The organism is Rugamonas sp. FW305-51, assembly GCF_058786935.1.
In genome coordinates this window covers 1-21,192 of sequence record NZ_JBYSZG010000026.1, presented here as the reverse complement: position 1 = coordinate 21,192, position 21,192 = coordinate 1, and the positions used below count along the sequence as shown (strand labels likewise).

The following is a 21,192-nucleotide window of genomic DNA, read 5'->3' as shown; positions in this document are numbered from 1 at the left end:
GGCTCAGTCGACCGTGAAGTGGCCGATGCCGTCCGCACGGATGGCGACGGTGCCGCTGTCGCTGGCCAGCGTCAGCACGAAGGGTTTGTCGACCGGCTCGCGGCCGAAGGTGATGCGCAGGCTGGGGCCGGGCGAGGTGGACGGCGGGTCCAGCAGCAGCGTGATGGGGGCGTGCTTGAATTCGCGTTCGCGCAGCAGGTCGTCGCCGGTGACGGTCTGCCACTGCTGCTCGTTGCGGACCAGGAAGCGGTAGCGGTCCGACTCGGCCTCGAACGCGATCAGGCGGTTACGCACGATGGCCTCGTCCCGCGCCAGCTGCAACAGCAGGGCGATACGCTGGGCTTCCTGCTGCATGCCCTGCTGGCGGCTGGGCAGCACGTTGAGCGACACCAGCCCCAGGGTGACGCCCAGGATGACCATCACCACCAGCAGTTCGATCAGGGTGAACCCGCGCGGCGCGGCGCGCATGGCAGGCGGCTCCTGCCTTAGTTGTCCCACGAGCCGATGTCGGCATCGTCACCGGTGCCGCCCGGCTGGCCGTCGGCGCCCAGCGAGAACACATCCACCTCGCCCTTGATGCCGGGCGACAGGAACTGGTAAGGATTGCCCCACGGGTCCTTGGGCATCTTTTCCAGGTAGCCGCCGGCCTTCCAGCCGTTGGCGGCCGGGCCGGTGGTGGGCTTGCTCAGCAGCGCCTGCAGGCCCTGCTCCGTGGTCGGGTAGCGCTGGTTATCGAGCTTGTACAGCTTGAGCGCCTGCATCACGGTGGCGATATCGACCTTGGCCGCGGCGACCTTCGATTCGCCCGTGCGGCTGAGCAGCTTGGGCACGACCAGCGCCGCCAGCACACCCATGATGACCACCACCACCATGATTTCGATCAGCGTAAAGCCGCGCGCAAGGCGGCGGGGGATGGACTGTTTTTTCATAGGACCGGCAAGTGTAGGTTGAATATTTGAAAAGAGTGCAGAGTATAAGGCCGAACCGGCGCGACCAGCAAAGCCGCGCCGAAGATTATGCCCCTGCCACACTTAAGGCGCGGTTAATCGCCGCCTCAGTCGCGCTGGCGGGCCAGCGCCTCGATACGGGCACGGGCGCCGTCGTTGCCGCCGGCCGAGGCGTGGTTGGTCGACACCGGCGCCAGCGCCTGCACGGCCGGCGCCTCCTGCACGAAGGGCGCGATGCCCAGCGCGGCGTCGATTTCACGCGGGTAGATCAGGTAGCCGCGCGTGATGACGGCGGCCACCTTGCGCACGTCGGCGATATCCCTGGTCGGGTCGCCGTCCACCAGCACCAGGTCGGCCAGCTTGCCCGGCTCGATGCTGCCCCGCTCATGGCTGGTGCGGGTGTAGCGCGCGCCGTTGCGGGTGGCGATCTGCAGCGCCTGGGCCGGGGTCAGGCCGGCCTTGACCAGCATCTGCAGTTCGGCCTGCAGCGTGAAGCCGGCCAGTTCGTCCGTGCCGGCCACGATGGGCACGCCGGCACGGTACATGATGCCGACGAACTGCACCATCTTGGCGTACGACTTCTGGTAGCGCTGGTGGGTGGCTTCGTCCGCGATCTTCATGGTGGCCGACGAGAAGCCGCGCTTGACGTCCGGCGGCATGTGGTCGGCGATGGGGCCGAACGGCTCGCTCATCTCGCCGTCGCGCTGCTTGAGGAAGGCAAAGGTGGCCAGGGTGGGGTCGACCGAGATCTGTTTTTTCGCCAGTTCGGCCACGAAGTCCTTGACCGGTTTGGAATTGAAATCGAGGTCCGCCACTTTTTCCGCCGGCAGCGTGAAGCGTTCCAGGGTGCGCGTTTCCGTCGTCGGCGTGACGAGGAAGTTCAGCAGCACCTGGTTGATGTGCTGGATTTCGTCGTAGCCGGCGTCCAGCGCATGCTGGGCGCGCAGCCCGGCCGGAATGTGGCCGGACACGCGCATGCTGCGGCTATGGGCATAGGCCACGGTCTCCTTGAGGATCGCTTTGGGGAAGGAGTTGTAGATCTTCAGCTGCGGGTAGCCATGTTCGGCATACCAGTCGATGGCGTTTTTCGCCTGCGCCAGGTCCTTGATGACGAAGCCGCCGTTGGCCGAATAAGGGCTTTCGCCTTCCAGGAAACCGGCCGGCACCACCTGCGGCGCCAGCAGCTTGCCGGCCGCCGTCTCGTCGAGCATCTGCTGCATCTGGGCGTTGTCGTTGCCCATGTCGCGCACGCTGGTCACGCCGGCCGCCATGTTCAGCGCGCCGGACCAGCGGTCCACGTGGCCGTGCATGTCGAACAGGCCGGGCAGCAGCACGCGGCCGGCCGCGTCGATCTGGTTGACGGCGCCGCGCACGGGGGCGCCGGCCGGCAGCACGGCCGTGATGCGGCCGCGCAGCACGTAGACGTCGGACGGCGCGCCCAGCGTGGCCTTCTCGCTGTCGAATACGCGGGCGTTGCGCACCACGGTCAGGCCGTTGAGCGGGTGCTGCAGCTGGGCCGCGACATCGGTGAGCATCTTGTTTTCGGCCACCTTCTGGCGCGCGGCCAGGGCGGCGCTGTTGTGCTGCCAGCCCTGCTCCAGCATGCTGGCGAAACCGGGCATGACGACGCCGAACAGGCGTGGTTTGCTACCCGCGGCGGCCATGGTGGCCCAGTAGAACGACGGCGACAGGCCGATGCCCGTCTGCGCCACCAGCTGCACGGTCCGGGTCTGCGGGTGGGCCGGGTCGTCGGACGTCACCTCCACCGTATCGAGCACGCGCTGGCTCAGGGTGCCGGACGGCAGCAGCGGCATCTTGCCGTCGGCCGTGGCGGCCAGCGCGCCGATGGCGGCCGAGGCCACCTCGAACGAACCATTCAGGGGCAGGTAGGCGGCCGGACCGCTGACGGTCTTGCCGCCCTGCTCCGAGGTGGACTTCCATTCCGCCTGGTCGCCATGGCGTGCGTAGTGTTCGTTGACGGCGTTGCCGAAGGTGGAGCTGCCCTTGACCGTGTATTCCGTCATGGTGCCGTCCGCGCCCAGGCGGAACTGCTCATCCAGTTCCGGCCCGCGGCCATTGTCCTTGTAGCTGAAGCGCACCCTGGTCAGGCCGTCGTCTTCGTGCTGCACCACCTGCTGGCCGATGCGCTTGCCGTTTTCGGCGATGATCGGGTATTCGGTGGTACTGGCGGCATAGGCGGGCGCAAACGCGGCGGCCAGGGCCAGGGACAGCAGGGAAAGGCGGTTCAGCATCGTGTGGGTCTCCGTTTTTTGGGGAAGGGATGGAACTACGTCGTCATTTTTGTTGGCCGCTATTTGACCGCTATTTGACCGGCGGGTGGCGGCCGGCACACACGGGGCAGTCGCCGTTGCGGGCCACGGCGATACTGGTCCACTCCATGTGCAGGCCGTCGAGCAGCAGCAGGCGGCCGGCCAGCGACTGGCCTATGCCCATGATCAGCTTGAGCGCTTCGGCCGCCTGCATGGCGCCCACCACGCCCACCAGCGGCGCGAACACGCCCATGGTGGAACAGGCCACGTCCTCGAACTGCTGGTCCTGCGGGAACAGGCAGGAGTAGCACGGCTGGTCGCCGCCGCGCGGGTCGAACACGCTGACCTGGCCGTCGAAACGGATCACGGCGCCCGACACCAGCGGCTTGTTGTGGGCCACGCAGGCGCGGTTGACGGCATGGCGGGTGGCGAAGTTGTCGGTGCAGTCAAGCACCACGTCGGCCGCCGCCACCAGTTCGGCCAGGCGGGCGTCGTCCACGCGCTCGATCAGGGCGTCGATGGCGATTTCGGGGTTGATCTGTTCCAGCGTCTGGCGCGCCGAGGCGGCCTTGGGCTGGCCCACGCGCGCCGTGGTATGGGCGATCTGGCGCTGCAGGTTGGTCAGGTCCACCGTGTCGTTGTCGACCAGGGTTAGCTTGCCCACGCCGGCCGAGGCCAGGTACATGGCGGCCGGCGAACCGAGGCCGCCGGCGCCGATCACCAGCGCGTGCGCCTGCAACAGGCTGGTCTGGCCTTCAATGCCGATTTCGTCGAGGAGGATGTGGCGCGAGTAGCGCAGCAGTTGCGAGTCGTTCATCGGTCAAGACCGGCACTGGCGCGCCGGCCGCTCATTTTTTAATCGGATGCTGCTTGGTGTCGGGTTGGGCTTCGGCCTTGGCGCCGGCTTTCGCGGCTGGTTTGGCGGCCGCAGTGGCGTCCGGCTGGTCGGCCTTCGCGTCCGGCTTGGGGGCGGCCTTCGCATCAGCCTTGGCGTCGGCCACGGCCGCGCCGTCCGCCTTGGCCAGCTTGATCGGCAAGCCCTTGAAGTGGTTCAGCGCCTGCGCCAGCTGGAAGTCGTCCTTGGAACCGTATTCGAACGGCTTTTGCTTGCGGGCCGCGGCCAGCAGGCGCTGTTCTTCTTCCAGTTCGTCGCGCTTGTCGGCCCGCGCCGTCCCACCCTGTGCGGCGCCTGGCGCCGCGTCCAGCGCCTCGTCGCTGCCCAGGTGCTTCTGCAGGTCGGCCTCGCGCACGCGCAGGCCGTTCAGGCCGTCGCCGTCGGCCGTTTCGTCCACCAGCAGGTCGGGCACGATGCCCTTGGCCTGGATCGAACGGTTGTGCGGCGTGTAGTAGCGCGCCGTGGTCAGCTTGACGGCCGTGTCGGCCGTCAGCTGGCGCAGCGTCTGCACCGAGCCCTTGCCGAAGGTCTGCGAACCCATGATGATGGCGCGCTTGTAGTCCTGCAGCGCGCCGGCCACGATTTCCGAAGCCGAGGCCGAGCCGCCGTTGACCAGCACCACCAGCGGCACGTCCTTGAGCGCGGCCGGCAGCTTGGCCAGCGGGTCGCCGCCATTGCGGCCGGCGTAGAATTCGCGGCGGCCATAGAAAGTCTGTTTGGAGTCGAGCAGCTGGCCGTTGGTCGAGACGATCACGGCATCCTTGGGCAGGAAGGCGGCCGAGACGCCGATCGCGCCCGGCACCACGCCGCCCGGATCGTTGCGCAGATCCAGCACCAGGCCCTTGATGTGCGGGTCCTGGGCGTACAGGGCGCCCAGCTTCCTGGCCATGTCTTCCACGGTCGGTTCCTGGAACTGCGAGATGCGCAGCCAGGCGTAGCCCGGTTCGATCATCTTGGCCTTGACGCTCTGGACGCGGATTTCCTCGCGCACGATGGTCAGCGTGAGCGGCTTGTCCAGGTCCTTGCGGGTGATGTTGAGCAGCACCTTGGAATGGGGCTCGCCGCGCATCTTTTTGACCGCCTCTTCCAGCGTCAGGCCCTTGATCGGGTTGCCGTCGATGCGGGTGATCAGGTCGCCGGCCTTGATGCCGGCCTTGAAGGCGGGCGTGTCCTCGATCGGCGACACCACCTTGATGTAGCCATCTTCCATGCCCACTTCGATGCCGATGCCGACGAACTTGCCGGCCACCGTCTCGCGCATCTCCTTGAACGCCTTCTTATCCAGGTAGACGGAATGGGGGTCGAGCGAGGATACCATGCCGGAAATGGCTTCCGTCAGCAGCTTCTTGTCGTCCACGCTTTCCACGTAGTCCGACTTGATGAGGCTGAACACATCCGACAGCTGGCGCAGCTCTTCGAGCGGCAGGGGCGATACGCCGGCCTTTTGGGCGATAGCGGAAAACTGCAGGGAGGCCGTGATGCCGGCCACCATGCCCAGGCCGATCAGGCCGAAACTCTTGACTTTGTTGCCCATGAAACCTCTGTGCGGCCTAAAAAGGCAGACTAAACGGCGGAATAAACAGCTAAAACGGCTAGAACCTGACCCAGCCGGCCGGATCGAACGGCCGGCCCTGGTGGCGAAGCTCGAAGTATAAACCTGATTCTTCGTTACCGCCGCTGTTTCCGGCGCTGGCGATGGCATCGCCCCCTTTGACGATGTCGCCGGCCCGTTTCAGCAGCGACTGGTTATTGCCGTAGATGCTCATGTACTGGCCGCCATGGTCGACGATGATGAGGTTGCCGAAGCCGCGCAGCCATTCCGCAAACACCACCCGGCCGCCGGCGATGGCGCGGATGTCCGTGCCTTCAGCGGCGCGGATGAACACGCCCTTCCAGCTGGGGCCGTCGCCGCGCTTGGCGCCGAACCTGGCGGCCAGCTTGCCGGCCACGGGCGCGCGCAGCTGGCCTTTCATGGCTTCGAAGGCGCCGGCCGGGGCGGCCGGGGCCAGCGCGATATCGGCGGGATTGGCCGCTGGCCGCGCGGCCGGCTCCTCCTTCGGTTCCGGCTTGGGCTGCTGGGCCGCCTTGGGTTCGTCCGCGTCTATCGGTTCCAGCTTGACGGGCGGCTTGACGGGCGGCAGCGGCTTGATGGCGCCGCCCTTGCCGGCCTTGGCCAGGCGCTCGCGTTCGGCGCGCGCGGCCGCCTCGGCCGCGTGGGCCTTGGCCAGCGCTTGGGCCTTCGCTTCCGCGTCGGCCTTGGCCCTGGCGGCGCGGGCGGCGGCCAGTTCCTGCTGGCGGCGCTGCTCGGCGGCGGCCGCTTCGGCCTGTTCCTTGATCAGGCGCGCCAGCTTGTCGACCAGGCCGGCCATGCGCTGCTCGTCCCGTTCCACATTGCCCGCTTCCTTGCGCTGGGCCGCCAGCCGCTTGGACAGCGTGGCCAGCAAGGTCGCGCGGCGGCCTTTTTCCTGCTCCAGCAAGGCTTTTTGCTGTAATTGTTCTTCCGCGATTTCGGCCAGCTCGTCCTTGGCGTTCTGCGCCTCGGCCTGGTTGGCTTCCACCGCCTTCAAATTGGCCCGCAACGCGTCCAGCAGACGGGCCTGGGCTTGCGACACATAGGCCATCATCTGCAGGTCGCGGTTGATGCGGTTGGGGTTGTCACCTGACAACAATAACTTGATGCGATCCTCATTGCCCGCCACATACTGCTGGCGCAACAGCCTGGACAGCTGCTGTTTCTGCTGCTCGACCGTCACCACCAGCCGCTCGTGCTCCACCGACAGGCGGGCCAGCTTGTCGTTGGTGGCGGCCTGCTCGGCCGTCAGGTCGCGCAGGCTGCGGTTGGCGTCGGAAATGGCTTGCTCGGACGCGGCCAGCGTGTCGGCCGCGTCATCCTTGGCCGACTCGGTCTTGCTGATGTCGCGCTTGAGGGCCGTGAGCTTTTGCTGCAAGCCGGCGCGCTCGGCCTCGGCCGCCGCTTTCTGCTTGCTGCGTTCCGTGGTCCGGGCCTGGGCCGGGCTGCCGGCCATGGCCAAGGACAGCAAAGCGCACAGCACGACCGCCGCGCCGCGGCGGGGGAAATGAGGCAGCGACAAATTACTTGGCCTTCCCTTGGTTGGCCACGGCTGCCTGGGCCGCCGCGATGGCGGCCGCGTCGCCCAGGTAGTAGCTGCGGATCGGCTTCAGGTCCGCGTCCAGCTCGTACACCAGGGGCTGGCCGTTGGGGATGTTCAGGCCCACGATGGCTTCATCGCTGATGCCGTCGAGCATCTTGATCAGGGCGCGCAGGCTGTTGCCGTGGGCCGAGATCAGGATCTGCTTGCCGGCGCGGATGGCGGGGGCGATTTCCTCGTCCCAGGCCGGCATCACGCGGGCCACGGTATCCTTCAGGCATTCCGTCAGGGGAATGGCCGACTTGGGCAGGCCGGCGTAGCGCGGGTCGTTGAACGAGGTGCGCTCGTCATCCTCGGCCAGCGGCGGCGGCGGGGTATCGTAGCTGCGGCGCCACACCAGCACCTGCTCGTCGCCGTACTTGGCGGCCGTCTCCCCCTTGTCCAGGCCCTGCAGGGCGCCGTAGTGGCGCTCGTTGAGGCGCCAGTCATGCTTGATGGGCAGGTACATCATATCCATCGCGTCCAGCGTCAGCCACAGGGTGCGGATGGCGCGCTTGAGCACCGAGGTATAGGCCAGGTCGAAGGTGAAACCGGCTTCCTTGAGCACGGCGCCGGCCGCCGTTGCCTCGGCAATGCCCTTCTCCGTCAGGTCGACGTCGGTCCAGCCGGTGAAGCGGTTCGACAGGTTCCAGGTAGACTCGCCGTGACGCATGAATACGATTTTATACATATGACTATCTTCAAAAAGGAGTGAACGGACAGAAAAACACAGCTAACAGAACTCTTCCAGCCTTCTATTTTATAATGCGCGCATAGCCTATAACCATTGGACCACCGTGAAATTCTTCATTGATAATATTTTCATCATCGCCATCGTACTCGTTTCGGGCGGCGCCCTGCTGTGGCCGGCCCTGACGCAACGGGGCAAACGCGCCTCGGCGCTGGAAGTGACGCAGTTGATAAACCGCGGCAAAGCCACCATTGTCGATGTACGCGACGCCACTGAGTTCGCCGCCGGACACTTGCCTAACGCCAAGAACATCCCCCTGGGCGAACTGGCCAAGCGGGTCGGCGAACTGGACGGCGCGAAAAGCAAGAGCGTGATCGTGGTGTGCCAGAGCGGCGCCCGCGCCGCTTCGGCTGCCAGCCTGCTGCAGAAAGCCGGTTTTGCCGACGTCGTCAATCTGGATGGTGGTGTTGCCGCGTGGAAAACCGCCGGCCTGCCGCTGTCGAAATAAAGGAAGGATGCTGCATGACTGCCCCTGTCACCCTGTATAGCACCGCCGTCTGCCCCTACTGCGTGCGCGCCGAGCGCCTGCTGGAAGCGAAGGGCGTGACCGCGATCAACAAGATCCGCGTCGACCTGGACCCTGAACAGCGCGTGCTGATGATGGAAAAGACGGGCCGCCGCACGGTGCCCCAGATTTACATCGGCGAGACCCATGTGGGCGGCTTCGACGACCTGTACGCGCTGGACCAGGCCGGCGGCCTGGACCCCTTGTTAAAAGGTTAAGGCATCCCCAAATACAACGCGCGGGTGGAAATAGTAGGATTCCGAATTGGTTTTGATACAATTGCCCTCGCGTTTGATTTGAGCCTTCCAGAAGACCTCGCAAACAAACATATACGGGGCGGCAACAGCCGCTCGTCTCCACTATAACGAAAGCGTTCCATGTCTGAAGAAAACCTGCAACCAGTATTCCAAATCCAACGCGTCTACCTGAAAGACATGTCGCTGGAACAACCGAATTCCCCAGCCATCTTCCTGGAACAGGAAGCGCCGACCATCGAAGTGGCACTGGACGTGGGCGCCGAGCCCCTGGCCGAGGGCATCTTCGAATCGACCGTGACCATCACCGTGACCGCCAAGATCAAGGACAAAGTGGCTTTCCTGGTCGAAGGCAAGCAAGGCGGCATCTTCGAAGCGCGCAACATTCCAGCCGAACAGCTGGACCCGCTGCTCGGCATCGGTTGCCCGAACATCGTCTACCCTTACCTGCGCGCCAACATCGCCGACGTGATCACCCGTGCCGGCTTCCCGCCTGTGCACCTGGCTGAGATCAACTTCGAAGTGTTCTACCAGCAGCGCATGGCAGCGATGGCCGAAGCGGCCGCCAAGGCCAACGGCGACGCCACCCCAGCAAACTGAGAAGGCGTTTCAGAATGACCGTGGCCCGGCACCATAACGACGCCACGGGCTTTTTGAAATGACTTCTGCAAGCCAGACCGGCGGGCCGCGCCAGACGCGCCCGCCGGTTTGTTACCTCTAAGGCAAGCAATGACTTTACCCCGTTGGATCGCAGGCGCCTTGCTGATGCTGGCCGCGGCCGGCAGCCAGGCGTTCGACTTCAAGACGGTGGGCGCCGCCCCGGCCATTCTGTATGACGCCCCCTCCACCAAAGGCGGCAAGCTGTTCATCGTGCCGCGCGGCACGCCGTTGGAAGTGGTGCTGACCTATGGCGACTGGGTCAAGGTGCGCGACCTGAGCGGCGAACTGGCATGGACTGAAGCGAAGGGCCTGAGCGCCAAGCGCAACGTCATCGTACGCAGCGTCAACGTCAAGGTTCGCGCCACGGCGGACGACAATGGCGCCCCCGTTTTCATCGCCGACAAGGGCGTGCTGCTGGAGCTGGTCGAATCGGCCGCCGGCGGCTGGGTCAAGGTGCGTCACCGCGACGGCCTGACCGGTTTTATCAAGAATACCGACATCTGGGGCCTGTGAGGCCGGGGCGGCGCCATGCCGCCCAATCAACGCTGTTCGAGGCGCCATGCAAGACATTCCAAGCAATAAGAGCGCCGTTGCGCGCAAGATCACCGTGCTGGGCGCGGGCGCCTGGGGCACGGCCGTGGCCATCGCCCTGGCCCAGCGCCACGCCGTGCGCCTGTGGGGCCGCGACGCGGCCGCCATGCAAGCCATGGCCGCGGCCGGCGAAAACCCGGCTTACCTGCCCGGCTTCCCCTTCCCTGCCGGCCTGGCCGTCGAGCACGATTTCGATGCGGCCGTGGCCCACGCGGCCGGCCCGGACGGCCTGCTGATCGCGGCCTGCCCCGTGGCCGGCCTGCGGCCCCTGCTGGAACAGCTGAAGACCCGCCCCATCGCCAACCTCGTGTGGCTGTGCAAGGGCTTCGAATACGGCACCGGTCTGTTGCCGCACCAGATCGTGCGCCAGGTGCTGGGCGACGCGGTGCCGGCCGGCGCCCTGTCCGGCCCCTCGTTCGCGCAGGAAGTGGCGCGCGGCCTGCCGTGCGCGCTGACCATCGCTTCCGATTCGGCGCCGCTGCGTGACGCCGTCGTTTCCGCCGTGCATGGCGGCAATATCCGGGTCTACGCCAGTACCGATCTGGTGGGGGTGGAAGTGGGCGGCGCCGTCAAGAATGTGCTGGCCATCGCCACCGGCGTGGCCGATGGCCTGGGCCTGGGCCTCAATGCGCGCGCGGCCCTGATCACGCGGGGACTGGCGGAAATCACCCGGCTCGGCACCCGCCTGGGCGGCCAGATCGAGACGTTCATGGGTTTGACGGGCATGGGCGACCTGATCCTGACCTGCACCGGCGACCTGTCGCGCAACCGGCGCGTGGGCCTGGGCCTGGCGCAGGGCAAGCCGCTGGACGCCATCGTCCACGAGCTGGGCCATGTGGCCGAGGGCGTGCCGTGCGCCAAGGCCGTGCGCGAACTGGCCCGCACGCTGGGCGTGGACATGCCCATCACCAATGCCGTGGCCGGCGTGCTGTTCGACGGCGACCAGCCCAAGGCCATGGTGTCGCGCCTGCTGGCGCGCGATCCGCGCGACGAGAAGATCGCGCCCTCTGGCGGCAATTAAGACCAATTCACGGGAGATGGCTGGAACGGCCTGCCTGTTCCGCGACGCCGCAGGCATTTCCTGGCCGGCCGTGAACCGGGACGGCGGCTGAAAGCCGGCACGCGTCCCGCAGCGCGGACCAGCTGCCCGGCACCGGCTGACATGCCGGCCTTATTCGGCCACTTCCTCTTCCTTCGCTTGCCGCATCCAGCTCACCAGCGCGAACGCATCGTGCATGCCGCCGGCGATGGTCGGCACCAGCAGTTCCGGCTGGTTCATGGGCAGGTCCACTTCCGTCCACACGAAGAAACTCTTGAGCTTGATGTATTCGATGTGCTCGGCCTCCGGGTCGAAGCCCTTGGGCGGACGCATCAGCTTGCCTTCGTTCTGGATGTCGCCGAAGGTGGCGCGCAGGCGCTTGTTCTTGAGCACCTTGCTGAAGCCGGCCGCGTCGTCCACCATGTGCTGGCGCAGGGCACGCAGGCGGCCCGGCGGCGGCATGTACTCGCCGGCGCCGAACAGCAGCTTGCCGTTGCCATCCATCTGCATGTAATAGGTCGGCCCGCCCGACTTGCTGGGCCGGCGCATGTCGTTGGGCGCGATGGCGGCTGAGAAACGGGTCTTGTACGGGCTCTTGTCGTTGGCAAAGCGCACGTCGCGGTTGATGCGGAACATGGCTTTCTTGGGATTGCAGAACTTGACGGCCGGATCGAACTTGCCCAGCGCGGCGATCAGCTCCGTCACCACTTGCAGGAATTCCTCGCGCAGGATGTCGTAGCGCGGCTTGTTCATGATGAACCAGGGACGGTTGTTGTTGTCTTCCAGCTCGTTGAGAAATTGGGTCAGGTCGCGCAGGTGCATGCAGGGTCCGGTAATGTTTGAAGGAATGGTGGCCGCGCCAGGGGCGCCAGCCTTATTTGACGCTGGCAGGCCGCTTGCCGACGACGATGTCGAGCGTCGTCTCGCGGCTCTTGCGCAGCACCGTCATTTTCGCTTTGCCGCCCGGGGTGAGCTGGGCGATCAGGTTCAGCATTTCGTTGGTGTCGGCTACGGGACGTCCTTCCACCGACAGCAGGATGTCGCCCGGTTTCATGCCGCCCTTGTCGGCCGGGCCGTTGCGCACCACGCCGGCGATGATGGCGCCGCTCTGCCGGCTCAGGCCGAAGCTTTCCGCCAGTTCCGGCGTGATCTCCTGGGTTTCCACCCCGATCCAGCCCCGCACCACGTGGCCGGACTTGATGATCGCGTCCATCACGGAACGGGCCGTGGAGACGGGGATGGCAAAACCGATGCCGACCGAGCCGCCCGTCTGCGAATAGATCGCCGAGTTAATGCCCAGCAAGTTGCCGTTGGTATCGATCAGGGCGCCGCCCGAGTTGCCGAAGTTGATGGCGGCGTCGGTCTGGATGAAATTCTCGAAATGGTTGATGTGCAGGTTGTTGCGCCCCAGGGCGGAAATGATGCCCATGGTCACGGTCTGGCCCACGCCGAACGGGTTGCCGATGGCCAGCACCACGTCGCCCACCTGGGCCTGCTCCGGCTGGCCCAGCACGATGACGGGCAGCTTGTCGAGGCCGATCTTGATGACGGCCAGGTCCGTTTCCGGGTCCGTACCCACCACCTTGGCGGCCGCCTTGCGGCCGTCGGCCAGCACCACCTCGATCTCGTCGGCCGCTTCCACCACGTGGTTGTTGGTAAGGATGTAGCCTTCCGCGCTGACGATGACGCCGGAACCGAGGCTGGACTCCTCATCGTCCGGTTCCCCGTCCCGTTCGCCGAAGAATTTCTTGAAGAAGGGGTCGCGCAGCAGGCGCTTGCCGCGCCGCGGCGCCTTGCTGGTGAGTATGTTGACGACGGCCGGCATGGCCCGCGCCGCCGCCAGGCGGAAGGTGCCCGAGGCGTGGGCCGACGACGTTTGCAGCGCCAGCGCCGGCGCGGGGCCGCCGGACAGGGGAACCCGTCCACCGACGGTCCCGTTGCCCAGGGCCGTATAGACAAAATACAGTGCCAGTACGATGGTCACCGTTTGCGCAAACAATAACCACAGTCGTCGCATAGCGTTTCTATCAGGTGGACACGGCGCCCGATGGGGCGCGGCGTGGCCGGGGGTCTAGCGGTTCTTCAGGGCGTCGCGGATCTCGCGCAGCAGCAGCACGTCTTCCGGCGTGGGCGGCGCCGCTTCCGGCTCGGCCGGCTTGACCGGTTCGGCCAGGTGACGGGCCTTGTTCATGATGCGCACCATCTGGAAGATCACGAATGCCAGTATGACGAAGTTTAACAGGATGGTGGCGAAGTTACCGTACGCGAAGACGGCGCCCAGTTTCTTCGCTTCCACCAGGCTCAGGGTCGGGTTCTGGCCATTGAGCGGCAAATAGTAATTGGCGAAATCGAGGCCGCCAAACAGTTTGCTGACGGGAGGCATGATGATGTCTTGCACCAGGGAATCGACGATCTTGCCGAACGCGCCGCCCACGATCACACCGACGGCCAGGTCGACCACGTTGCCCTTCATGGCAAATTCTTTAAATTCCTGCATCATTGCCATCTTGTTATCCTCGCTTTGTGGTCAATTTTGAACAAACTTGCGTCTGGATCATACTATTGTTTCAAATAGAAGCCAAACAAGGCACAGAGTTGCACGCAGCGCATGCAATTTGCGCTATAAGCTTGACATGCATCAATTGGACCAGGCGGGTGGCCTCACATCGGGGCGGGGCCGCCAGAATTCAAGTTCTGAGTGGCTCCGGCTTGATCTCAATTACGGTCTGAGCAACGTTTTTGCTTTAATTCGCAACACTGTTCACATATAATTTAAGGTTGCTGGCAGCTATATTAGCGCATCGCAAAGATTTCGAGTTTTGTTCGCATTTTGACTGATTGGGGTTTGTATGAGTAACGAAAAGCAGGTCGATTCCGGCCGACGTGGCTTGCTCGTCGCCACGTGTGCGGCGGGCAGTGTGGTCGGTGTAGGTACCGCAGGAGCCTTGGTAAGTACATTCCAGCCGTCGGAGCGGGCAAAAGCCGCCGGCGCGCCGGTGGAAGTGGATATCTCCACCCTCAATCCGGGCGAGATGAAAACGGTGGAATGGCGCGGCAAGCCCGTGTGGATCCTCAAGCGCACGCCAGAAATGATCGCCTCGCTCAAGCAGACCGACGGCAAGGTGGCGGACGCGGAATCGAAGCGTAACCCGGCCGAATTCACGCCCGAGTACGCCCGCAACGAGCACCGCTCGATCAAGCCGGAAATCCTGGTGGCGGTCGGCATCTGCACCCACCTGGGTTGCTCGCCATCGTCCAAATTCGCCCCCGGTCCGCAGCCTTCGCTGCCGGACGACTGGGCAGGCGGCTTCCTGTGCCCTTGCCACGGTTCGACCTTCGACATGGCCGGCCGCGTGTTCAAGAACAAACCGGCACCGGACAACCTGCAAGTGCCACGCCACATGTACCTGAGCGACACCAAACTGGTCATCGGCAAAGACGAAAAGGGCGAGGCATAATATGGCGGCTTTCAAAGAAACAAAATTCCCTGCCGACGCACCGGTAGCGCAAAAGGCGCTGGGCTGGGTCGACGACCGCTTCCCGCTGACCAAGCTGTGGAACGACCAATGGGGCAAGTACTACGCTCCGAAAAACTTCAACTTCTGGTACATCTTCGGTTCGCTGGCCATGCTGGTGCTGGTGCTGCAGATCGTCACCGGTATCTTCCTGACCATGCACTACAAGCCGGACGCCAACCTGGCCTTCGGTTCGGTCGAATACATCATGCGTGAAGTACCGTGGGGCTGGCTGGTGCGCTATATGCACTCGACCGGCGCCTCGTCGTTCTTCATCATCGTCTACCTGCACATGACGCGCGGCCTGATGTACGGTTCCTACCGCAAGCCACGCGAACTGATCTGGCTGTTCGGTTTCGCCATCTTCCTGTGCCTGATGGCCGAAGCGTTCTTCGGCTACCTGCTGCCATGGGGCCAGATGTCGTACTGGGGTGCCCAGGTGATCGTCAACCTGTTCGGCGCCATCCCCTTCATCGGCCCTGACCTGTCGCTGTGGATCCGCGGCGACTACGTGGTGTCCGACGCCACCCTGAACCGCTTCTTCGCGTTCCACGTGATCGCCATTCCGCTGGTCCTGCTGGGCCTGGTGGCAGCGCACCTGATCGCCCTGCACGAAATCGGTTCGAGCAACCCGGACGGCATCGAAGTGAAGGAAAACCTGGGCCCGGACGGTCACCCGCTGGACTCCATCCCATCGCACCCGTACTACACCGTGCACGACCTGTTCGGCGTGTCCGTGTTCCTGACCATCTTCAGCGCCGTCGTGTTCTTCGCGCCGGAAATGGGCGGCTATTTCCTGGAGTACAACAACTTCCTGCCGGGCGACTCGCTCAAGACCCCGCTGCACATCGCCCCGACCTGGTACTTCACGCCGTTCTACTCGGTGCTGCGCGCCACCACGGCCGACTTCATGTACGTGCTGATGGTCGCCACGGCTGCCTACGTGTCGTTCGTGTGGCTCAAGTCCCGTCTGCCGAGCAAGGTCAAGATGGCCATCGGCGCCATCGCCCTGGTCGCCATCGTCGGCATGCTGCCGCAGGTGCTGGACGCGAAATTCTGGGGTGTGGTGTTCTTCGGCGGTTCGGTCGTGATCCTGGCGTTCCTGCCATGGCTGGACCATTCGCCCGTCAAGTCCATCCGCTACCGTCCTGACTGGCACAAATATGTGTACCTGCTGTTCGGCCTGTCGTTCCTGACGCTGGGCTACCTGGGTACCCAGCCGCCGACGGAAACCAAGACCATGATTTCGCAAGTGTGCACGCTGTTCTACTTCAGCTTCTTCCTGCTGATGCCGTGGTGGAGCACCATGGGTAGCTTCAAGAAAGTGCCGGACCGTGTGACGTTCCACGCGCACTAAGCCGACCCACGCTCAGCACACAAAGGACATTACATGAATTTTCCTAAGAAATTGCTCGCTATCCTGGCATTGCTGCCAGGCCTGGCACTGGCCAACGAAGGTGGTTACCCGCTGGACAAGGCTCCTGACCGTTCCAACAACATGGCCGCCCTGCAGAACGGCGCCAAGCTGTTCGTCAACTATTGCCTGAACTGCCACAACGCCTCCTCCATGCGCTACAACCGCCTGAAGGACCTGGGCTTGACGGAAGACCAGATCAAGGCCAACCTGCTGTTTTCCGGTGAAAAAGTGGGCGACATGATGGTTACCACCATGAACCCGAAAGATGCGAAAGCATGGTTCGGCGTGGTGCCGCCCGACCTGTCCGTGATCGCCCGCGCCAAGGCGTCGGGCGCCGGCACCGGCGGCGACTACCTGTACACCTATCTGCGCACCTTCTACAAGGATGACACCCGCCCCACCGGCTGGAACAACTTGGTGCTGGCCAACGTGGCCATGCCGCACGTGCTGTGGGAACTGCAGGGCGTGCAGACGGCAAAGATGGAAGAAGTGGCGGACCCGCACGAAGAAGGCAAAAAAGTGCACCGTTTCGCCGGCTTCGAACAAGTCACTCCAGGCAAGTTGTCCAAGATCGAGTACGATACGGCCGTAGCCGATCTGGTAGGCTATATGGAATGGATGGCTGAACCTGCCCAGGGTACCCGCAAACGCCTCGGCGTAGCGGTGGTGATGTTCATGACGCTGTTTGCCTTGCTGGCGTGGCGCTTGAACGCATCGTACTGGAAAGAAGTCAAATAAGTGAGTGTGCCGGGGGCGCTGTTACAATCCCCCCGGCGCATGTGTTTGCGTGGCCCGCACTGGCGGGCGCGATCTGGGGTGATCCGTTTTTTCGGGTTCACCCCCTTTGTTTCTAAGGAACTATAAAAATGATGGTTCTCTATTCGGGTACAACCTGCCCATTTTCCCAACGCTGCCGCCTGGTCCTGTTTGAAAAAGGCATGGACTTTGAAGTGCGCGACGTCGACCTGTTCAACAAGCCGGAAGACATTTCGACCATGAACCCGTACGGCCAGGTCCCCATCCTGGTCGAGCGCGAACTGATCCTGTACGAATCGAACATCATCAACGAGTACATCGACGAGCGTTTCCCGCACCCGCAGCTGATGCCGGCCGACCCGCTGATGCGCGCCCGCGCCCGCCTGATGCTGTTCAATTTCGAAAAGGAACTGTTCGTCCACGTGCACGTGCTCGAAAGCGAACGCGCCAAGGGCAACGACAAGAGCCACGACAAGGCCCGCGCTGAAATCCGCGACCGCCTGACGACGCTGGCCCCGCTGTTCCTGAAGAACAAGTACATGCTGGGCGACGAGTTCTCGATGCTGGACGTGGCCGTGGCGCCGCTGCTGTGGCGTCTGGATCACTACGGCATCGAACTGTCGAAGACGGCTGCGCCGCTGATGAAGTATGCCGAGCGCATCTTCTCGCGTCCGGCCTACATCGAAGCGCTGACCCCGTCGGAAAAGGTCATGCGCCGCTAAGCGGACGTCGACCGCCTTACTCGAAGTATCGGCGCGCCGCGGCCCACAGCGGCGGCGCGCCGCGTTTTACTGCTGACTCATCATGTCCGAAATCTCAACCAAGCCCTACATGCTGCGCGCCATCTACGAATGGTGCACCGATAGCGGCTACACGCCCTACCTGGCCGTCAAGGTCGACGCCTCGACCACAGTGCCGATGGAATATGTGAAGAAGGGCGAAATCGTCCTCAACATCAGTTTCGGCGCCACCTCCGGCCTCAAGATGGACAACGACAGCATCCGTTTCCACGCCCGTTTCGGCGGCGTCTCGCGCGAAATCTTCGTCCCGGTCAACAACGTGATGGCCATCTACGCCAACGAAAACGGCCAGGGCATGGCGTTCGAAACCCAGCTCGGCTATGCCGATGGGGCGCCGGAAGAAGCGCCGGCCGCACCGTCGCTGAGCGCCGTGCCGCCCGCCCAGGGCGAGCCGAAAAGTGCGCCGGCCGGCGCGCCCGACGACGATAACGACCCGCCCAAAAAGGGTGGCCGCCCCACCCTCACGCGGATTAAATAAGCTATAATCCGCACCGTACAAGTTTCGCCGACTTAGCTCATTTGGTAGAGCAGTTGATTTGTAATCATCAGGTGGCCAGTTCGAAACCGGCAGTCGGCACCAGCAACATGCATCACCCTGTATTACGCAGTATCGAAACCCGCTCGCCTCATAGGTGAAGCGGGTTTTTTGTTGTCTCGCCCCAAGTTATGCAATAGCATGGGATACCAACAAAATGATGGGATTTTTGTTGGTATCGACGAAGTGGAAAAAACTGCATACCAACAAAGGGCGAGGCAATGGCATTAACGGACACAGGTATCCGGCTGGTGAAGCACAGTGGAGCGCCAGCTGGCGACAAACTCAGCGACGGCGGCGGCATGTATTTGCTGGTAACCGCGACAGCAAAATGCTGGCGCATGAATTACAGATTTAATGGCAAGCAGAAGACGCTAGCGCTGGGGATTTACCCTGCTGTATCGCTAGCTCAAGCAAGGGCACGCCGTGAAGAGGCCCGCAAACTTCTGGCATCGATACCGCCTATCGATCCGAGCCAGGCCAAACGCGAGGAAAAGCTAGCCAGGACCGCAGCAGCAGAGCAAACGTTTGAGGTCGTGGCGCGTCAGTGGCTCCAGAAAACTTCCGCAGAACGGGGCGCCAATACCCAGGAAAAAGTCACCTCTGCATTGGAAAACAATGTCTTCCCTTTCTTGGGTAAGACTCCTATATCCACCATCAAGCCACTGGATGTGCTGACGACTGTTCAAAAAATGGAGGCACGGGGCGCGATCGACACAGCTCACCGCGTCAAACAAATATGCGGGCAAGTATTCAGGTATGCAGTTGCCGCCGGCTTGGCTGAGCGCGATGTGACGGCAGATCTTAAGGGGGCATTGGCAGCGGTTCCGAGAACGCATTTTTCCGCAATCACAGAACCCAAGCAGGCTGGCGCGCTCATGCGAGCGATCCACGACTACAACGGATTCCCGGCGGCTGTCGCCGCGCTGAAGCTTGCGCCGCTGGTGTTCGTGCGCCCTGGTGAGCTCCGTACCGCTGAGTGGAGCGAGATTGACCTTGACGCGGCAGAATGGCGCATACCGGCCAGCAAGATGAAGATGAAGGTTGAACACATGGTGCCGCTATCGTTGCAAGCGGTCGAGATCCTGCGCTCGCTGCACCCGGTGACCGGATCAGGCAAGTACGTCTTCCCCAGTCTTCGCAGCAAGACATGCATGAGCGAGAACACGATTAACGCCGCGTTGCGTGGCATGGGCTACCCCAAGGAGGTAATGACTGGTCACGGCTTCCGGGCAATGGCGCGTACGATCATGGATGAAGTACTGGGCGAACGCGTAGATCTGATCGAACACCAGCTGGCGCATGCCGTCAAGGATGCTAACGGCCGGGCCTACAACCGAACCGCCCATCTGCCAGCCCGACGGGAAATGATGCAGCGATGGGCAGACTACTTGGACAAGCTACGCATCGGTGCGGAAGTAGTTCAATTGCGAGGAGCGGCTTAGCCCTGATGGATGACCTCTCATTTGTAGCAACTTAAGCTGGCCGGACAGCTGCCTAGCAGATAAGAGTATTGGTCCTCAGTCAGCAACGGAAGATTGAGGCGCCAAAAAATTTGATTACCTTTTGTTCACTTTTTCGGCTAAAAGCGTGTTTAAGAAGTTAGTATCCCCGTCATCGCACTATGTCGTGCCATGACGGAGAATCAAGTGTCACCGCAAGTCATTCGAATCAGTGAGTTAGCCAGTACCCCAACCAAGATAGGCAAGCTCCCAGTAAGCCCTGCAACCATATGGCGCTGGGTTCGTGAAGGAAAGTTCCCAAAACCATTTAAGCTGGGAACATCTATCACTGTTTGGGATACCGCCGAAGTTGACGCCTTTATTGTGCAACAAGCTGTCCCAAGCCCAACGGGTAGGAACGCACGCTGATGCGAAGTTTTGGTATCAAGCCGCAAGGAAATGCACCGAAGGGGGCGAAGGGCGCGAACTGTTTTGAATGCCTCCTTCCGCGCTCTTCGCGTGCTCGTAGTGGCCAAACTCCAATTCATTTGGACAGCTCCGGTGGCCAAGAATATTGTGAGTCTCCCACCTTGAGAACTGCCGCTCGCAATATTCGCGTCGCCCACTACATGGGCAGCTGTATTTTCGAGTTCACCAAGCCATTCCTTCAGACCATAGATACTGCAAAGCGGGCACCACTCGCCGAAGCCTTAAAAAGTTTCCGCTGCAACATGGAAGTAGCGCTTGCCGTACCGTGCGCAAAAGCAGGCCTGTTCGCATGCGATCGCGCAACCAAGCCGGCGCCCAAGGTGACTGGCGCAAGCAGGATCCACCAGTCAAATAATGAGCAGCAAAGGACGGTGGCTACCGCATGAGCACTCTCGCTGAACTTGCGCGCATCCGAGCGGAGCTAGGCCTTGCACCTGCCGACGGCACGATCTGGCTCGGCATCGGATTCCGACCACCGAAGCAAAACGCTATCGAGATTGATTTTGCGAACCTGCCTTCGCTAGCAGAATGCAGTGCAGTCGCCGGTCTTGATGTTGTCTTGGCGTTTCCTGGCGATCTGATACGTTACGGTCAACTGCGTGCACTGTCCGACCGCCTCTACCAATCGAGGCCAAGGCGGCTACTACTGATCGACAGCGATCACAATCGCACTGCCTTTTTGAAGCTAGCAAAACCATGATCCCGAATAGATACATAAGCGAAAGAATGTCGGGCTTTAAACTCGGCCAGGAGGACGATGAGGCGCGGGCAGCACGGATACTGCTGGAAACGGCTGGCAATACACAGCCGATTGTTCGCGCCACCCCATCTGCAGAAGCACGAGTCGTGAAAATTCGCCGCGGATCGGAGATCAAGCCCCAAGCAATAAGCTGGATATGGCCTGGCTGGCTCCCGGCCGGCAAGCTAACAATCTTGGCCGGCGCTGCGGGCACCGGCAAGACTACATTGGCTCTGGCCTTGGCCGCTGTTCTCACCGCAGGCGGTAACTGGCCCGACGGTACCCGCAGCAACGGAACAGGTAACGTTTTGATTTGGTCCAGTGAAGATGTGGCCGACGATACACTTGTGCCGCGTCTGATTGAGGTGTACTGTCAATAGCGGACACTCTTGTCTCAAGCCGCCTGCGGATGTTTGCTGAAAAGTTCAGCGAACAACG

The 21,192-nt window shown here is 63.0% G+C and carries 24 protein-coding genes and 1 tRNA gene; 15 read left to right on the top strand and 10 right to left on the bottom strand.

Features of this window, described 5'->3' with window-relative positions; genetic code table 11:
* Window positions 1-3 precede the first annotated feature (3 nt).
* From AC3WOS_RS17790 to gpmA, 7 genes are all read right to left on the bottom strand, one after another.
* On the bottom strand, window positions 4-468 hold the full coding sequence (locus tag AC3WOS_RS17790) for a GspH/FimT family pseudopilin (RefSeq protein ID WP_492717356.1): 465 nt from the start codon (window positions 466-468) through the stop codon (window positions 4-6).
* Between the two features lie 17 nt (window positions 469-485).
* Window positions 486-929: a type II secretion system major pseudopilin GspG gene (gene gspG, locus AC3WOS_RS17785; RefSeq protein ID WP_492717355.1), complete on the bottom strand. Its 444-nt coding sequence runs from the start codon at window positions 927-929 to the stop codon at window positions 486-488.
* 125 nt (window positions 930-1,054) lie between these two features.
* On the bottom strand, window positions 1,055-3,199 hold the full coding sequence (locus tag AC3WOS_RS17780; RefSeq protein ID WP_492717354.1) for an amidohydrolase family protein: 2,145 nt from the start codon (window positions 3,197-3,199) through the stop codon (window positions 1,055-1,057).
* Window positions 3,200-3,269: 70 nt separating this feature from the next.
* Window positions 3,270-4,034 carry a HesA/MoeB/ThiF family protein gene (locus AC3WOS_RS17775; RefSeq protein ID WP_492717353.1) on the bottom strand — a complete coding sequence of 255 codons (765 nt, stop codon included), beginning with the start codon at window positions 4,032-4,034 and terminating at the stop codon, window positions 3,270-3,272.
* A 31-nt stretch (window positions 4,035-4,065) separates the two neighbouring features.
* A complete protein-coding gene (locus AC3WOS_RS17770) occupies window positions 4,066-5,646 on the bottom strand; it encodes a S41 family peptidase (RefSeq protein ID WP_492717352.1) in 1,581 nt (526 codons plus the stop codon).
* Between the two features lie 58 nt (window positions 5,647-5,704).
* Window positions 5,705-7,138 carry a murein hydrolase activator EnvC family protein gene (locus AC3WOS_RS17765; protein ID WP_492717406.1) on the bottom strand — a complete coding sequence of 478 codons (1,434 nt, stop codon included), beginning with the start codon at window positions 7,136-7,138 and terminating at the stop codon, window positions 5,705-5,707.
* Window positions 7,139-7,205: 67 nt separating this feature from the next.
* Window positions 7,206-7,952 (bottom strand): 2,3-diphosphoglycerate-dependent phosphoglycerate mutase, encoded by a 747-nt coding sequence (gene gpmA, locus AC3WOS_RS17760; RefSeq protein WP_492717351.1) that lies wholly within the window; start codon window positions 7,950-7,952, stop codon window positions 7,206-7,208.
* Between the two features lie 106 nt (window positions 7,953-8,058).
* On the opposite strand from gpmA, the gene AC3WOS_RS17755 reads away from it, so the two are divergent.
* From AC3WOS_RS17755 to AC3WOS_RS17735, 5 genes are all read left to right on the top strand, one after another.
* The gene (locus AC3WOS_RS17755) at window positions 8,059-8,460 is read left to right on the top strand and encodes a rhodanese-like domain-containing protein (RefSeq protein WP_492717350.1); all 402 of its coding nucleotides are present in this window, start codon (window positions 8,059-8,061) and stop codon (window positions 8,458-8,460) included.
* A 14-nt stretch (window positions 8,461-8,474) separates the two neighbouring features.
* A complete protein-coding gene (gene grxC / locus AC3WOS_RS17750) occupies window positions 8,475-8,735 on the top strand; it encodes a glutaredoxin 3 (RefSeq protein ID WP_492717349.1) in 261 nt (86 codons plus the stop codon).
* 159 nt (window positions 8,736-8,894) lie between these two features.
* The gene (gene secB / locus AC3WOS_RS17745) at window positions 8,895-9,371 is read left to right on the top strand and encodes a protein-export chaperone SecB (RefSeq protein ID WP_492717348.1); all 477 of its coding nucleotides are present in this window, start codon (window positions 8,895-8,897) and stop codon (window positions 9,369-9,371) included.
* A 129-nt stretch (window positions 9,372-9,500) separates the two neighbouring features.
* Entirely contained in the window at window positions 9,501-9,944 is a 444-nt protein-coding gene (locus tag AC3WOS_RS17740) for an SH3 domain-containing protein (RefSeq protein WP_492717347.1), read from the top strand.
* A gap of 46 nt (window positions 9,945-9,990) precedes the next feature.
* On the top strand, window positions 9,991-11,043 hold the full coding sequence (locus tag AC3WOS_RS17735; protein WP_492717346.1) for an NAD(P)H-dependent glycerol-3-phosphate dehydrogenase: 1,053 nt from the start codon (window positions 9,991-9,993) through the stop codon (window positions 11,041-11,043).
* Between the two features lie 150 nt (window positions 11,044-11,193).
* Here the strand turns inward: AC3WOS_RS17735 and AC3WOS_RS17730 are convergent, their stop codons facing one another.
* From AC3WOS_RS17730 to mscL, 3 genes are read right to left on the bottom strand one after another with little or no spacing between them, the layout of a single operon-like run.
* Entirely contained in the window at window positions 11,194-11,883 is a 690-nt protein-coding gene (locus AC3WOS_RS17730; RefSeq protein WP_492717345.1) for a DUF2461 domain-containing protein, read from the bottom strand.
* Window positions 11,884-11,935: 52 nt separating this feature from the next.
* A complete protein-coding gene (locus tag AC3WOS_RS17725; RefSeq protein WP_492717344.1) occupies window positions 11,936-13,078 on the bottom strand; it encodes a Do family serine endopeptidase in 1,143 nt (380 codons plus the stop codon).
* A gap of 54 nt (window positions 13,079-13,132) precedes the next feature.
* Window positions 13,133-13,567, bottom strand: coding sequence for a large conductance mechanosensitive channel protein MscL (gene mscL, locus AC3WOS_RS17720; protein WP_492717343.1), 435 nt, complete (start codon window positions 13,565-13,567; stop codon window positions 13,133-13,135).
* Window positions 13,568-13,910: 343 nt separating this feature from the next.
* On the opposite strand from mscL, the gene petA reads away from it, so the two are divergent.
* The 10 genes from petA to AC3WOS_RS17670 all read left to right on the top strand — a co-directional run bounded on the left by petA (window position 13,911) and on the right by AC3WOS_RS17670 (window position 21,134).
* Window positions 13,911-14,519 carry a ubiquinol-cytochrome c reductase iron-sulfur subunit gene (gene petA, locus AC3WOS_RS17715; RefSeq protein ID WP_492717342.1) on the top strand — a complete coding sequence of 203 codons (609 nt, stop codon included), beginning with the start codon at window positions 13,911-13,913 and terminating at the stop codon, window positions 14,517-14,519.
* A 1-nt stretch (window position 14,520) separates the two neighbouring features.
* Window positions 14,521-15,933, top strand: coding sequence for a cytochrome b (locus AC3WOS_RS17710; RefSeq protein WP_492717341.1), 1,413 nt, complete (start codon window positions 14,521-14,523; stop codon window positions 15,931-15,933).
* Window positions 15,934-15,966: 33 nt separating this feature from the next.
* Window positions 15,967-16,731 (top strand): cytochrome c1, encoded by a 765-nt coding sequence (locus AC3WOS_RS17705; protein ID WP_492717340.1) that lies wholly within the window; start codon window positions 15,967-15,969, stop codon window positions 16,729-16,731.
* A gap of 128 nt (window positions 16,732-16,859) precedes the next feature.
* On the top strand, window positions 16,860-17,471 hold the full coding sequence (locus AC3WOS_RS17700; RefSeq protein ID WP_017877976.1) for a glutathione S-transferase N-terminal domain-containing protein: 612 nt from the start codon (window positions 16,860-16,862) through the stop codon (window positions 17,469-17,471).
* An 82-nt stretch (window positions 17,472-17,553) separates the two neighbouring features.
* Window positions 17,554-18,027, top strand: coding sequence for a ClpXP protease specificity-enhancing factor (locus AC3WOS_RS17695; protein ID WP_492717339.1), 474 nt, complete (start codon window positions 17,554-17,556; stop codon window positions 18,025-18,027).
* A 26-nt stretch (window positions 18,028-18,053) separates the two neighbouring features.
* Window positions 18,054-18,129 (top strand) — tRNA-Thr (locus tag AC3WOS_RS17690).
* Window positions 18,130-18,305: 176 nt separating this feature from the next.
* Window positions 18,306-19,529, top strand: a complete 1,224-nt coding sequence (locus tag AC3WOS_RS17685) for a tyrosine-type recombinase/integrase (RefSeq protein WP_492717338.1) — start codon at window positions 18,306-18,308, stop codon at window positions 19,527-19,529.
* Between the two features lie 189 nt (window positions 19,530-19,718).
* Window positions 19,719-19,955 carry a helix-turn-helix transcriptional regulator gene (locus AC3WOS_RS17680; RefSeq protein WP_492717337.1) on the top strand — a complete coding sequence of 79 codons (237 nt, stop codon included), beginning with the start codon at window positions 19,719-19,721 and terminating at the stop codon, window positions 19,953-19,955.
* Window positions 19,956-20,397: 442 nt separating this feature from the next.
* Complete coding sequence (locus AC3WOS_RS17675) at window positions 20,398-20,715, top strand: hypothetical protein (RefSeq protein WP_492717336.1); 318 nt, start codon at window positions 20,398-20,400, stop codon at window positions 20,713-20,715.
* The gene (locus tag AC3WOS_RS17670; RefSeq protein ID WP_492717335.1) at window positions 20,712-21,134 is read left to right on the top strand and encodes an AAA family ATPase; all 423 of its coding nucleotides are present in this window, start codon (window positions 20,712-20,714) and stop codon (window positions 21,132-21,134) included. Before AC3WOS_RS17675 ends, AC3WOS_RS17670 begins: the two co-directional genes overlap by 4 nt.
* The last annotated feature ends 58 nt before the right edge of the window (window positions 21,135-21,192 follow it).

Coding starts and splice junctions, on each gene's coding strand:
- AC3WOS_RS17780 (WP_492717354.1), bottom strand. CDS start 3,199: ATGCTGAACCGCCTTTCCCTGCTGTCCCTGGCCCTGGCCGCCGCGTTT.
- petA (WP_492717342.1), top strand. CDS start 13,911: ATGAGTAACGAAAAGCAGGTCGATTCCGGCCGACGTGGCTTGCTCGTC.
- AC3WOS_RS17740 (WP_492717347.1), top strand. CDS start 9,501: ATGACTTTACCCCGTTGGATCGCAGGCGCCTTGCTGATGCTGGCCGCG.
- AC3WOS_RS17775 (WP_492717353.1), bottom strand. CDS start 4,034: ATGAACGACTCGCAACTGCTGCGCTACTCGCGCCACATCCTCCTCGAC.
- AC3WOS_RS17675 (WP_492717336.1), top strand. CDS start 20,398: ATGAGCACTCTCGCTGAACTTGCGCGCATCCGAGCGGAGCTAGGCCTT.
- AC3WOS_RS17685 (WP_492717338.1), top strand. CDS start 18,306: ATGGCATTAACGGACACAGGTATCCGGCTGGTGAAGCACAGTGGAGCG.
- AC3WOS_RS17725 (WP_492717344.1), bottom strand. CDS start 13,078: ATGCGACGACTGTGGTTATTGTTTGCGCAAACGGTGACCATCGTACTG.
- AC3WOS_RS17705 (WP_492717340.1), top strand. CDS start 15,967: ATGAATTTTCCTAAGAAATTGCTCGCTATCCTGGCATTGCTGCCAGGC.
- secB (WP_492717348.1), top strand. CDS start 8,895: ATGTCTGAAGAAAACCTGCAACCAGTATTCCAAATCCAACGCGTCTAC.
- AC3WOS_RS17770 (WP_492717352.1), bottom strand. CDS start 5,646: ATGGGCAACAAAGTCAAGAGTTTCGGCCTGATCGGCCTGGGCATGGTG.
- AC3WOS_RS17765 (WP_492717406.1), bottom strand. CDS start 7,138: ATGGCCGGCAGCCCGGCCCAGGCCCGGACCACGGAACGCAGCAAGCAG.
- AC3WOS_RS17700 (WP_017877976.1), top strand. CDS start 16,860: ATGATGGTTCTCTATTCGGGTACAACCTGCCCATTTTCCCAACGCTGC.
- mscL (WP_492717343.1), bottom strand. CDS start 13,567: ATGGCAATGATGCAGGAATTTAAAGAATTTGCCATGAAGGGCAACGTG.
- gspG (WP_492717355.1), bottom strand. CDS start 929: ATGAAAAAACAGTCCATCCCCCGCCGCCTTGCGCGCGGCTTTACGCTG.
- AC3WOS_RS17670 (WP_492717335.1), top strand. CDS start 20,712: ATGATCCCGAATAGATACATAAGCGAAAGAATGTCGGGCTTTAAACTC.
- gpmA (WP_492717351.1), bottom strand. CDS start 7,952: ATGTATAAAATCGTATTCATGCGTCACGGCGAGTCTACCTGGAACCTG.
- grxC (WP_492717349.1), top strand. CDS start 8,475: ATGACTGCCCCTGTCACCCTGTATAGCACCGCCGTCTGCCCCTACTGC.
- AC3WOS_RS17680 (WP_492717337.1), top strand. CDS start 19,719: ATGACGGAGAATCAAGTGTCACCGCAAGTCATTCGAATCAGTGAGTTA.
- AC3WOS_RS17735 (WP_492717346.1), top strand. CDS start 9,991: ATGCAAGACATTCCAAGCAATAAGAGCGCCGTTGCGCGCAAGATCACC.
- AC3WOS_RS17695 (WP_492717339.1), top strand. CDS start 17,554: ATGTCCGAAATCTCAACCAAGCCCTACATGCTGCGCGCCATCTACGAA.
- AC3WOS_RS17710 (WP_492717341.1), top strand. CDS start 14,521: ATGGCGGCTTTCAAAGAAACAAAATTCCCTGCCGACGCACCGGTAGCG.
- AC3WOS_RS17730 (WP_492717345.1), bottom strand. CDS start 11,883: ATGCACCTGCGCGACCTGACCCAATTTCTCAACGAGCTGGAAGACAAC.
- AC3WOS_RS17790 (WP_492717356.1), bottom strand. CDS start 468: ATGCGCGCCGCGCCGCGCGGGTTCACCCTGATCGAACTGCTGGTGGTG.